Origin of the sequence: Rossellomorea aquimaris (assembly GCF_003315075.1) — a bacterium.
GTDB classification, from domain to species: Bacteria; Bacillota; Bacilli; order Bacillales; family Bacillaceae_B; genus Rossellomorea; species Rossellomorea aquimaris_C.
In genome coordinates this window covers 100,693-113,304 of record NZ_QNRJ01000003.1, presented here as the reverse complement: position 1 = coordinate 113,304, position 12,612 = coordinate 100,693, and the positions used below count along the sequence as shown (strand labels likewise).

Below are 12,612 nucleotides of genomic sequence, written 5' to 3'. Positions count from 1 at the left end.
CAAAAAAAATTATTGAAACATGGCTTCTCCTCTAAGATCCACAATCCGGATGGCTTTCCCTTCTGAACGGGGGATTTCTTTCGGTCCCCTGATTTTCACATCCATGGAAACATAGCAACGATCTTTCATGAGGCTTTTCACTTTTGCTTCCAAGTGATTGATTCCTTCATGCTTTAGGTCTTGAGACATTTCTTGGTAGCATTCATCCGTGACCTCAACCTGCAGCTCCACCCTATCAAGTGCCCCTTTTTTCTTTAAGTGAACCTGATAATGTGGTGCAAGCTCCCTTATCTGAAGCAGGAAGTGTTCCATTTCTGATGGAAACACGTTCACTCCCCTGATGATGAGCATGTCATCCACCCTTCCCTTAACACGGGACATCTTCACCGTCGTTCGTCCACATGAGCATGTTCCGTGCTGAATCGAAGCGATATCTCCGGTTCTATAACGGATGATCGGAAAGGCTTCCTTCGTTAAACTTGTAAACACCAGCTCACCGACTTCACCCTCTTGTAAAGGCTCTAACGTATCAGGGTTTATGACCTCCACCAGGAAGTGATCCTCTGCGATATGTAGGCCATCCTGAGCTTCGTGGCATTCCATGGCAACTCCCGGTCCGATGACTTCACTTAAGCCATATATGTCACACGCTTTAATATTGAGCTTTCTTTCCAATGTTTCTCTCAGCGTATTCGACCAGGGCTCAGCCCCGAATATTCCATATCGTAAGGATAGTGAAGCCGGATCCTTCCCCTGTGCCTCCATTGATTCTGCCAAATTGAGAACGTAAGATGGGGTGCCGCATATGACCGTGGGCTGAAAGTCTTCCAATAAAGTGATTTGTCTGGACATGTTTCCGCCGGATACCGGCACCGTGATCATCCCCAGCTTCTCACTCCCATAATGAAGGCCCAAACCACCTGTGAATAGTCCGTATCCATATGCATTATGGAGGACGTCCCCGGGCTTTCCACCTGACATGGCAATGGCCCGGGCCACAATTTCTTCCCATATGTTGATATCGTTCCGGGTATACCCTACAACCGTTGGCTTTCCACTTGTTCCGGAAGATGCATGGACCCTTACCATTTCTTCACGCTTGACCGCGAACAGGCCAAAAGGGTAATTCTCCCGTAAATCTTTCTTTTTTGTAAGCGGTAACATTTTAAGGTTTGACAAAGACTTTATATCCTGTGGCTTCAGACCTCTCTGGTCAAATTGTTCACGGTAAAAAGGGACTCGTTCATACACATAAGCAGCAATATGTTGTAATCTCTCTAGTTGAAGGCGTTCCATTTGCGATCGACTGGCAGTTTCAATCTCATGCAAAATCAACGTATCGGCCTCCTGTCACTATATAAAAATATATTTATATAACGTTATTAATTCGTTTATGTAATTATGTGTTATATTTATCTACTCAAAAGATAACGTTTCTGTTGGAAATTGTCAATATATTTTCAGAAAATTTCATCAAAGTAAATTAGGTGACAGCCAGGCAAGAAGCAAGCTTGTGGAAAGGTATCTTTTTTGTATGCGGGCATAGAGTGGCGTGAGAATCCGTTTCGCCGTTATATTGAGAATGGTCAGGTGTCATTTTAGGAATTTGGAGGCACCTGATTTTGGATCAGCCTCTTTTTCGTATATGATAGACATTATGAAATAATAGACCTGAATGGATGATGAAAGTGAAGAAAAGACAAACCGCAGAGTTTAGAGTGTATGGGCAACTGAAAGATGCCTTACTTGCCAGAAAGATCGCTCCGGGAACCCAGCTTGTGGAACAAATCATCTCTCTGAAGATGGATGTGAGCAGAACCCCCATCCGACATGCGTTGAAACGACTGGAAGCCGAAGGACTGGTTCAGATCATTCCGAATCGAGGCGCATTTGTCGTCCATCCCACAAAAGAAGAGATTATATCTTTCTTCGAATTAAGGAAAGAACTAGAATTCCTTTCTGTAAAATACGGCCTCCCAAAGGTGAAAAAATCGCATATGTCAAAGCTTTATGAGTTTCTTGAGAACGAACAGGAAACCTATAAACAAAAGGATTTGTTAAAATACGTCGAGCTCAATAAACAGTTTCATTTATTCCTCGCAGAAGTCAGCGGGAATAAATTCCTGTTACGATATATGGATGAAATGCTTACTCAGTCTAACGTCTATCTGTTTTTATTTGATGTGTTTTATCATGTGGAACCAGGTGAGAACGTCCGTTTCCGCGAACATGAAGAAATGGTGAAGGCGATCGAAGACAAAGATCAGCAAACATTGTTGGAACTGATCGATCTTCATATGAAGCATAGTTTTGATGATTTGAGACTGGATGATAATGGGTATTCATCACTTGAGTCTGTTTTAGTAGATTAATGTACAAAAAAAGCCGGTTCCCACCTTGCCTTTGCGTGGGAATCGGCTTTTACCATTAGAATAATTTTGTTGTCCAGTTTTCACAGTTCCATACTTCCGTCGCCACATCCTGATAGAATTCAGGTTCATGACTGATTAAGAGAACAGTGCCTTTGTATTCTTTAAGGGCCCTTTTCAATTCTTCTTTAGCCTCAACGTCCAAGTGGTTGGTCGGTTCGTCGAATACAAGGACGTTCGATTCTTTGTTCATCAATTTACATAGGCGGACCTTCGCTTTTTCTCCACCGCTCAGCACTTCTACCTTGCTTTCGATATGCTTTGTCGTCAGGCCGCATTTCGCCAGGGCAGCTCGCACTTCCGCTTGATTGAAGGACGGGAACTCATTCCATACCTCTTCAATACACGTGTTATTATTCCTTGTCTTGATTTCCTGTTCAAAATAACCGATATGAAGATAGTCTCCCAGCTCCACTGAACCTGAAATGGGTTTGATTTCTCCCAATATACTTCTTAGTAGCGTCGTCTTCCCGATACCGTTGGCTCCGGATAGAGCAATCTTCTGACCGCGTTCCATCTTGAGATTGAGTGGTTTGGACAATGGTTCATTATAACCGATCACAAGATCCTTCGTTTCAAAAATGACCCTGCCGGCGGTTCTTGCTTGTTTGAAATGAAACTCTGGCTTTGGCTTTTCAGCAGCCAGTTCAATCATGTCCATCTTATCCAGCTTCTTCTGACGGGACATCGCCATGTTTCGAGTGGATACTCGCGCTTTGTTACGGGCTACGAAATCCTTCAGCTCTGAAATTTCCTGCTGCTGTCTCTTGAAAGCTGACTCAAGTTGCTGCTTCTTCATTTCATGGACGCGTTTGAATTCATGGTAATCTCCAGCATAACGATTCAGCTCTTGATTTTCCATATGATAAATAAGGTTAATCACACTATTTAAGAATGGAATATCATGAGAGATCAGGATAAACGCATTTTCATATTCCTGCAGGTAGCGTCTCAACCAATTGATATGCTGTTCATCAAGGTAGTTGGTCGGCTCATCGAGTAGTAGAATTTCCGGTTTTTCAAGCAGGAGTTTAGCCAGTAAGACTTTCGTTCTTTGTCCTCCACTTAAATCGTGAACATCCTTATCCAAACCAATATCATCTAATCCCAGACCTCGCCCGATTTCTTCTACCTTTGCGTCAATGATATAAAAATCATTATTCGTAAGGGCGTCTTGAAGAGTCCCGGTTTCCTCCAGCAATCCTTCCAGCTCTTCTGGAGTTGCCTCACCCATTTTGGCAAATAACTCATTCATTTCTGTTTCCATGTCAAACAGGTATTGAAAGGCTGTCTTCAGCACATCCCGAATCGTCATGCCCTGCATAAGCTTCGCATGCTGATCTAAGTAACCGATACGAATTCGCTTCGCCCACTCCACTTTTCCTTCATCAGGCTCAAGTTTTCCTGTAATGATGTTCATAAAGGTAGACTTTCCTTCTCCGTTAGCACCAATCAAGCCGATATGCTCACCCTTTAACAAACGGAAAGAAACGTCATTAAAAATCGCACGGTCACCGAAACCGTGAGTCAAATTTTGAACTGATAATAAACTCATATTGTAAACACCTTTTCTTTATATACTAAAATTCGCTCCCTTTATTATAAGGGTCATTACGCTTAGAAGATAGAGGGAAATGAGCTGGTGTTTTTTTCTTCCTATACTCGGATGGCCCCTGCTACATCATAGTCGGCTGGATCCAGTTCAGTAGGTTCACCGAGTGCAAGCTTCGCAAGCTCCGAACCAAGATACGGGCCGACCGTCAGTCCGGATGCTCCAAGTCCATTCGCTACCAGCACCCCGGGAAGTCCCGGCATCGCTCCGAAAACGGGGAGAAAACCGGGAGTGAACGGGCGAAACCCCACCCTCGTTTCCATCACTGTACTGTCCTGGATGCCGGGTGCCACTTCAATCGCTTTGTGAAGTACTTCATATAAACCACCTGCTGTCACACGACGGTCGGACCCCCTATCATTTTCATGTGTGGCTCCTGCTACGACTCTTCCCTCAGGAAAAGCAAGAAGGTATTGGTCATTCGGCGGCATGACGACAGGCCACCCACTCGTTTCTTCCCCCATTACCTCTAAATGAAGAATTTGCGCTTTTTGGGAAGATACCATAAAGGTTATTCCCAGTGGCTCAAATAGTTCCTTCGCCCAAACACCTGCTGTGACAATCACTTCATCTGCTGCAAGCTTTTCTTCGTCTATTGTGACACCCGTGATCCTGTTATGTTCTTTTAGAAGCCCGGCATCCCCTTTGCGGAATATCGCCCCGTACTTCTTGGCTCCATTGATAAGCGCCTGCCGCATCGCTCTTCCATCAACTCGTGCCGCCCCACTTACATGAACAGCTTGATATTCTTCAGATAAAAGCGGGAAATGCCGACGTGTTTCCTCAGCCGTAAGAATCGTGAGTTCACCGATTTCAGGTGCATCCTCCCGGCGTTTTTCCGCTCGCTCCACCATTTTCCGAAGCTTATTTTCATCGGTATGAAGGCTGATCGCCCCTACACGCATATATCCTGTTTCTGTTTCCCCGTCTGCTTCCAGCTGCTGAATGATGCTCGGATAATACTTCGCACCACCTTTGGCCAGTCGATACCACACTTTATTCCGGCGCTGGGACAGCCACGGACAGACAATCCCCGCTGCAGCATCGGTTGCTTGTCCAGGGTCCTGACGGTCTACTACTGTTACGTGCGCTCCGGCCTTAGCAAGGTGATACGCCGTAGATGCCCCAAGAATCCCAGCTCCGACCACAATATATGATTTCATTTAAAACACCTTTTCATTTCGTTTTTTCTTTATTTTACTTGAGAAGAAAGGGGAACTCAATGGAGATGCGGTTTTCAAGGAGTTTGATCTTGTTATTCCAGATACAACCAACATCCTGACCACACCAAATACCACCAACAATTCCAGACAATTCTCACTACTTTTTTCAAAATATATTGACAAGTTGTTTTGTTTCATGATAAAAATTGTATAACCTAATATTGAATAAGCTTTGATGGAAACAAGTAGCGAACATTTCCCTGTTAAAGAGAGCCGGTGGTCGGTGTGAACCGGTACAAAGATGATTGGTGAATTTCGATTCCGGAGCTTCTTTTGACGAGATCAAAAGACGGTTAAGGCCGTTATGTGTGAAGAGTGATGAGAATCGATTTCTCATAACTAGGGTGGTACCGCGATATCCAAATCGTCCCTACGATATGTAGGGGCGATTTTTTTGTGTTATTTGAAAGCGGCACTCAATAATAAACAGAAAACAGAAAGGAGAATGAGAATGAGTCAACGTGAACAATGGTCATCAAAGATTGGCTTTATATTAGCGGCAGCAGGATCTGCGATTGGATTGGGGGCAATATGGAAGTTCCCTTATATCGCCGGTCAAAATGGAGGCGGAGCCTTCTTCCTGATCTTCATTCTATTTACTTTATTGCTCGGACTTCCATTACTACTGGCTGAATTCTCCATCGGACGTACTGCAGAGAGCAACGCCGTTGATTCGTATCGGAAAATCGCCCCCGGTACACGCTGGCATTGGGTCGGGATCCTTGGAATGGTTACTTCCTTTATCTTACTCTCCTTCTACAGCGTGATTGGCGGATGGATTGTTGTTTATTTGTTTAAAGCCATTACGGGTCAATTGAACAATCTATCCTCGGATCAATACGCAGAAGTATTTGGTGCAACGATCTCAAATCCTGTAACAAGTGTGTTTGTTCAGTTCCTTTTCATCTTGATGACCATCATCGTGGTTGCTAAAGGGGTTCAAAAAGGGATAGAACTGGCCAGTAAAATCATGATGCCGGCATTATTTATTTTATTTATTCTTTTGGTCGTTCGTGCGGTCACTCTTGATAATGCCATGGCTGGAATCACCTTCCTGTTGCAACCTGACTTTTCAAAGGTGACATCACAAACCATATTAGAAGCGATGGGACAATCGTTCTTCACGCTAAGTGTGGGTGTATCGGTGATGGTGACATATAGTTCTTACCTGCCGAAAACGCAGAGCCTGCCCAGATCAGCCATATCCATTGTGGCTATGAATATCTTCATCGTACTGTTAGCAGGTTTGGCCATTTTCCCGGCAGTCTTTGCCTTTGATTTAGAACCTGGGGCGGGCCCGGTACTACTGTTTAATGTTTTACCGACCGTGTTCAGTCAACTTCCTTTTGGGATGTTGTTCTTTATTGCATTCCTTGTCCTGTTCTTGTTCGCCGCTTTAACATCCGCGTTCTCCATGCTCGAAATCATCGTTTCGGTCATTTCAAAAGGAGAACCTGAAAAGCGCAAGAAATGGTCTTGGATCATTGGTCTTGCCATCTTTGTTTTCGGTATTCCATCGGCATTATCATTTGGGATACTTGGGGATATCACGCTATTCGATAAGACCATTTTTGACTTGGCTGATTTCGCTGTCAGTAATGTGCTGCTTCCGATTGGATCACTGCTTATTGCATTGTTCGTACCTATGAAAATGAAGAAAACAGCACTTTACGAAGAGTTGAAGCAAGGAAGTGGATTGAAGCGTGGATTATTCGAAACCTGGTTCTTCCTGATCCGCTTTGTAGCTCCATTGCTAATCGTTATTGTCATGCTTGATGTATTGGGCCTATTCTAATAGATGATGAAAGAGGAGGGTTGACCTGTCAAGGGTCAACCCTTTTTCATTAGACTCCATACCCCATAACGACTCCGCATGCGAGCCGTTTCCCCGCATCTCCTGAGGGCTGTGATCTGTAGTCATCCGGGCTTTGATGGATGATGACCCCTTTGCCTATCACGTCTTTCACTTTGAATTTATTCGTAAAAAAGGACATTTTAGCGTATCCGTCGTTTGAAAACAGGACTGGAAAATCACCCGCATGATTACCATGAGGCTGACCCGTCGGATTCCAATGTCCCCCGGCAGAAGAGAAAGGCTTCTTAGGGTCGCCTATTTCACAGACTCCTTTTTCATGTAAGTGAAATCCATGAGGCCCGATCGGATTTTGATCACCTTTTCCTTCTTTATATGATGGTAAACCTGTTACCTCTGCATATACTTCCACCCCATTTTGCACTTCGCGAAAAAAAACATAGCCCTGCAATCCTGGGGCTAATGGACCTCCCTGTATTTGAGCGAAGGCCATGTCAGGAGCGTTTCGATAATATGAATAACCAGGATACCCATATTGATAATAATTCATCATTGGTTCACCTTCCTTCAAGACATTTTATGTTGAAAGTATTGGTGACATGATGAAAAAACCAGAACTTCACTTTTTAACCAAACGTTTGTTTAACCTCTGAAAACCTTATCTACTCAATTGTTCATCCTATCAGTCAAACGTTTGTTTAAATTCCTGCTAATGAGATTGACACATTGACCGCAAGTCCGAAGGTTCTCACCGGCTTCTTTCATTCAATACTACCTTCAAAACTATTAAATCCCCTCCCCTATGCTTAAAGAAAGAAAAATATGATTGGTTTTATTTTCCTATTACCATTATCCCTTTTCATTTTGTCCAAAAAATGTTATATTTTCAGAAACTTCAGATTTTTAATGCAGTACCATTTTAGGAGGGATTGATATGCAAGGTGAAATTAGGTTAATTCCATATTTCATGGACGAAATGATTGTTGATGCAAATGAAATTCCTAAAGGCGTTGATTTAATTCAATCTCCTAGTATGTGGAAGAATGGATTCAAAGGAAAAGGGACGACCATCGCCGTCCTGGATACAGGATGCGATATGAACCATCCCGATCTGGCAGGAAAAGTGAAGGGTTTCCGGAATTTCACAGACGATGACAACGGTGCTGAAGATAACGTTACTGATTATAGCGGTCATGGTACCCATGTCGCGGGTACGATTGCTGCAAGTGAAAATGGTGATGGGGTTATCGGGGTTGCGCCACTGGCCGATTTATTGGTTATTAAAGTACTGGCGGGCAGCCGCGGGAGTGGAAAATACGATTGGATCGTGAACGGCATTCTGTATGCGATCGAACAAAAGGTGGACATCATCTCCATGTCATTGGGGGGTCCCACTGACCACAAGCCTCTGCACGAAGCAATTCAAAAAGCGGTGGATGCAAATATATCAGTTGTTTGTGCAGCAGGTAACGAAGGTGACTCGAACAGCAGCACCGATGAATTTTCTTTTCCCGCTTGTTACAATGAAGTGATTTCTGTAGGAGCCATCGACCTTCAAAGAAAATCTTCTTACTTTACGAATTCCAATAATGAAGTCGACTTAGTGGCACCGGGTGAACAAATTTTATCTACCATTCCCGGTGAAAAATACGCTAAACTCAGCGGTACCTCCATGTCGGCTCCACACGTTTCCGGAGCATTAGCCCTCATCAAAGAATTCGAGCAAGCAGCTTTCGACCGCAAGCTTTCAGAAACCGAATTGTATGCACAACTTATTAAACGCACCGTTCCACTCGGATTTCCAAAAACATTGGAAGGAAATGGTTTGTTGTTTATCACAGCACCCGATTTATTACGGGAGCATTTGAGAAACCAGCCCCTAGCTCAGATTGGGTGAAGGACTTTATACTGGTTGATTTTTGGCTCATTTCCGCCATAACGAAAAGAACCCCCGGCATAAATGCATTTATGCCGGGGGTTCTTTTCGTTATGGCGACCTTTCAGCTTTGCTGAAAGGAGAGTGAAACGGACGTTTCACTCGAATGAGCCAAAAATCGTGCACTCACCCTTCTTATTACTATGCTACTGAAAAAGAACAGCCACCAAAGACTGTTCTTTTTGCACTACACTGGTTTTTTACTATTGTAACCTGCTCTCAACTTGCTGACATACTTCATCAGCACTTAGTCCACTTGCTTCGATCACAGATCCTTGAGTAGCTACGTTTTGAATCCCCATTACATTGGAATCCATTCCTGTCACTACGCAGCAGTCACAGCCGTTTGCGTCTGTTTCCTGTTTTAGTTCAACGACGTCATGCCCCTTTTCACGTAAGGCTTGCACGACGTTTTGTAAGGATTGTTCAACACCAATTCTCATGCCTTTACACCTCCTGGTTCTACATATAGGTTTTTCTTCCGGGGAAAAAGATATTCGTCATTTATTTTTTATTTACTTGTTTGCCACTTTTTTTCTGACTTTGGCCTTTTGAATTCCCCACCTGAATATCAGTTCCGAATTCCACATCATTCTTGGCCTTTTGCTTTGCCAACTGTTCTGATGTTTGGTCCATACTTTTCTTTCCCTGTTTAGACATTCTCATCCCTCCTCTGACTTTTATAGAATTAGAATCCCCATTTCAAGGCAAAATATTTGAAGGGCATTCGATTACTTTCAGAATGTTTATTTGTCACTTTGCCGGGTAAATACTTTATATAACAATAAACAAAAGGGTGGTATTCAAATGGATGAAGCAAAATTAAAAGAATTAATCGATGGATTAAATGAAGATTTATCGAATGAATATGCTGCAGTTATTCTTTACACAAATTACGCTGCTGTCGTGAGCGGCTTATACCGTCAAATCTTAAAGCCTTTCTTCGAAGAGGAGATCCCGGATGAACAGGGACATGCTTTATACTTAGCGGAAAAAATTAAAACATTGGGCGGAGATCCGACGACCACTCCGGCTGCCGTGAAACAAACAGATAATGTGAAGGAAATGTTAGAGGAAGGCCGTAAAGCTGAGGCTAATACAATCGAACGCTATAAAATACGTAAAGAGCAAGCTGAGGAATTGGGTCTTGTTGAGCTTAGCATCAAGCTGGATGACATGATTGCAGATGAAACCCATCACCTGGAAGAATTCGATCGCTTACTAAAGGATCCTTCTTTTAACTAAATACACGGAAAAGACCGCTATACCAGCGGTCTTTTTTCATGTATGATTCGATAATCCTTCCATTCTTCAAGCAGTAATGACTGGTATTTCGGTGACAGATAGCGATCGTCGATCAATCTGAGGACTCCCGTATCCTCCTCTGAACGGATCAGTCTTCCCCCGGATTGAAAGACTTTATTTAATCCCGGGTAGACATACGCATGATCGAATCCATTTAACCCCCGTTCATTAAAATAGTCCTTAATGATTTCATGATCCCTGCTTGGCTGAGGCAGCCCTACTCCTACAACAATTACACCCTTTAATCGATCTCCTTTCAGATCGATACCCTCTGAGAAGATGCCTCCCAATACGGCAAATCCAATAACCGGACGGTCTCTGTCGCTTTGATACTCGTTTAAAAATTTCTCTCTGTCTGCTTCTTTCATATTAGGCTCCTGGATGATGAATTCTGCATTCATTCCTTCCTTAATCATTTCCTCGAAGGCTTCCCGCATATAGGCGTACGATGAAAAGAAGACCAGATAATTCCCTTTATTCTCATTGAAAGCTTCTGTAATGGAACGTGTAATCGAGGAAAGGGTTCTTTCTCTGTCCTTAAAACGGGTTGAAATCGGATGGATCCCAACCTGCCATTGTTCTTTTTCAAATGGTGAAGGAATCAGAAACCGATAATCCTCTTCACACCCACCCAGTTGCTGAAAATAGTACGAAAAGGGGTGAAGCGTGGCTGAGAAAAATACGGAAGATCGAAACGACCTCGTTATTTGTTTAATAAGCTTTGAAGGATCAATGCAAAATAGTTTTACTTCTACACCTTTAGGCGTTTGATCGATCACAAAGCGATGTTCATCAGAAAAGAGGTTGGAAATCCTCACAAAATGTAATGCATCAAAGTACAATTGAAGAAAGTCCTCAGACCAATCCTCTTCCGCTTCTCCCAAGTATTTTTCTGCTATCTCAACAAAACTTTGCACCTCATCCACTAACTCTGCATCCAACTTATTACGCACATCCTCTCCTTGTTCTTTTTCCAAACGGAGGAACTGCTTATTAACCTCGGCAACGCTTTGCTTCAAGTCCACATATTCCGGATACTTTCTTTTGATTTCTAAAAAATCGGACTTCCTCAGGGTGGCTGAATACATTTCCCGTCCCCTGCCAACAAGATTATGTGCTTCATCAATGAGTAGAGTCGTCTTTTTCTTCCCTTCATCACTCATTCTTTTTAATGAAACCTTCGGGTCGAAGATGTAGTTATAATCACAGATGACACCGTCCACTATATAGGAAAGGTCGATTGAAAATTCAAACGGGCATACCCGGTGCTTCCTGGCGTATGTTTCAACGATTGGACGTGTGAGGATGGTTTCTTGCGTTAATATATCAATGAGCGCGCCGTTAATTCGATCATAATAGCCATTCGCAAATTCACAATATTCTTTCTGACAAATCGTTTCTTCCTGAAAACAGATTTTGTCTTTTGCTGTAATGGTAATCGCCCTGTGTGATAACCCTTCCCGTTCTAAAAGAGCCAGCGCCTCCTCTGCGACAGTACGGGTAATCGTCTTGGCTGTCACATAAAACCACTTTGAAAGTCCTTTCTCCATCGCTTTAATCGTCGGGAATAAGGTCGAAATGGTTTTCCCTGTTCCCGTCGGAGCATTCGCATACAAAGATTTGGATTCAGTAACCGTTTTATAGACAGCACCGGCAAGGTTTTTTTGCCCTTTTCGATAAGTTGGATAAGGAAATACCAGGTCTGGAATACTCTTTATTCGGTTTTCCTGATTGCTGAGTATAAGTGAAGCAAATGGAGTATAAGCAACCAGGGTCTCGTCAACGATGTGTTGGAGCTCTTCCATTGTATAAGTACGGGTGAAAGACTTCGTTTTTTCAGATTCTACCTCTATGTACGTGAGCTGCACGCCAATACCCTTTAACTGCCTTTCTTTTGCCAATAAGTAGGCATAGCATTCACCTTGTGCCCAGTGGACACGGGCACCTTCTTCGATCTGAGCTATTGTTCTTGCCGTTGATTTAATTTCTTCTACGATTACTTCCCCGTTTTCATAATGGATCCCATCACAGCGGCCTTCCAGTTGATAGACAATATCCTCCACCGCTCTTTCTCCTTTTAGAAAGACTTCTTTCTCATCACCTTCTTTGTATTCTTTCTGTAGTTTTTGATGAAGCTTGGTTCCGATGGTCATGGAAGAACGGGCTTGAAACCTGACATCTATGCTTCCTTCTTTATATACGAACTCTACTAATTCCCTTATTGAAATCTTGAACGTTTTCTTCATGTGACGTTTCACCTCTGGCTTTCCCACACAAATTATCATTCTAATTTT

The 12,612-nt window shown here is 43.1% G+C and carries 11 protein-coding genes and 1 other annotated feature; of the genes, 4 read left to right on the top strand and 7 right to left on the bottom strand.

All coding sequences use genetic code 11. The features are described from left to right. Positions 1-9: 9 nt before the first annotated feature. Positions 10-1,335, bottom strand: a complete 1,326-nt coding sequence (locus tag DET59_RS05265) for a phenylacetate--CoA ligase family protein (protein WP_113968564.1) — start codon at positions 1,333-1,335, stop codon at positions 10-12. A 353-nt stretch (positions 1,336-1,688) separates the two neighbouring features. Between DET59_RS05265 and DET59_RS05260 the strand changes: the two genes are divergently transcribed. Then, positions 1,689-2,372: a GntR family transcriptional regulator gene (locus tag DET59_RS05260; RefSeq protein WP_181778058.1), complete on the top strand. Its 684-nt coding sequence runs from the start codon at positions 1,689-1,691 to the stop codon at positions 2,370-2,372. Positions 2,373-2,427: 55 nt separating this feature from the next. On the opposite strand, the gene DET59_RS05255 is transcribed toward DET59_RS05260, so the two are convergent. Then, entirely contained in the window at positions 2,428-3,984 is a 1,557-nt protein-coding gene (locus DET59_RS05255; protein WP_113968562.1) for an ABC-F family ATP-binding cassette domain-containing protein, read from the bottom strand. 101 nt (positions 3,985-4,085) lie between these two features. Then, positions 4,086-5,204, bottom strand: coding sequence for an NAD(P)/FAD-dependent oxidoreductase (locus tag DET59_RS05250; protein WP_113968561.1), 1,119 nt, complete (start codon positions 5,202-5,204; stop codon positions 4,086-4,088). A gap of 223 nt (positions 5,205-5,427) precedes the next feature. Beyond that, positions 5,428-5,639: a binding site (T-box leader), on the top strand. 76 nt (positions 5,640-5,715) lie between these two features. On the opposite strand from DET59_RS05250, the gene DET59_RS05245 reads away from it, so the two are divergent. Then, positions 5,716-7,059, top strand: coding sequence for a sodium-dependent transporter (locus DET59_RS05245; protein ID WP_113968560.1), 1,344 nt, complete (start codon positions 5,716-5,718; stop codon positions 7,057-7,059). A 49-nt stretch (positions 7,060-7,108) separates the two neighbouring features. Here the strand turns inward: DET59_RS05245 and DET59_RS05240 are convergent, their stop codons facing one another. After that, positions 7,109-7,627: a superoxide dismutase family protein gene (locus DET59_RS05240; protein ID WP_113968777.1), complete on the bottom strand. Its 519-nt coding sequence runs from the start codon at positions 7,625-7,627 to the stop codon at positions 7,109-7,111. A 384-nt stretch (positions 7,628-8,011) separates the two neighbouring features. Here DET59_RS05240 and DET59_RS05235 point away from each other — a divergent pair, with 384 nt between their 5' ends. After that, a complete protein-coding gene (locus DET59_RS05235) occupies positions 8,012-8,974 on the top strand; it encodes a S8 family peptidase (protein ID WP_113968559.1) in 963 nt (320 codons plus the stop codon). Positions 8,975-9,216: 242 nt separating this feature from the next. Here DET59_RS05235 and DET59_RS05230 read toward each other — a convergent pair whose 3' ends face one another. Beyond that, positions 9,217-9,456 (bottom strand): YkuS family protein, encoded by a 240-nt coding sequence (locus DET59_RS05230; RefSeq protein ID WP_113968558.1) that lies wholly within the window; start codon positions 9,454-9,456, stop codon positions 9,217-9,219. 61 nt (positions 9,457-9,517) lie between these two features. Beyond that, positions 9,518-9,673, bottom strand: a complete 156-nt coding sequence (locus tag DET59_RS21535; RefSeq protein WP_181778057.1) for a hypothetical protein — start codon at positions 9,671-9,673, stop codon at positions 9,518-9,520. A gap of 147 nt (positions 9,674-9,820) precedes the next feature. On the opposite strand from DET59_RS21535, the gene DET59_RS05225 reads away from it, so the two are divergent. Beyond that, entirely contained in the window at positions 9,821-10,258 is a 438-nt protein-coding gene (locus DET59_RS05225) for a ferritin-like domain-containing protein (RefSeq protein ID WP_113968557.1), read from the top strand. Positions 10,259-10,275: 17 nt separating this feature from the next. On the opposite strand, the gene DET59_RS05220 is transcribed toward DET59_RS05225, so the two are convergent. Continuing rightward, a complete protein-coding gene (locus tag DET59_RS05220; RefSeq protein ID WP_113968556.1) occupies positions 10,276-12,564 on the bottom strand; it encodes an ATP-dependent DNA helicase in 2,289 nt (762 codons plus the stop codon). Positions 12,565-12,612 lie beyond the last annotated feature (48 nt).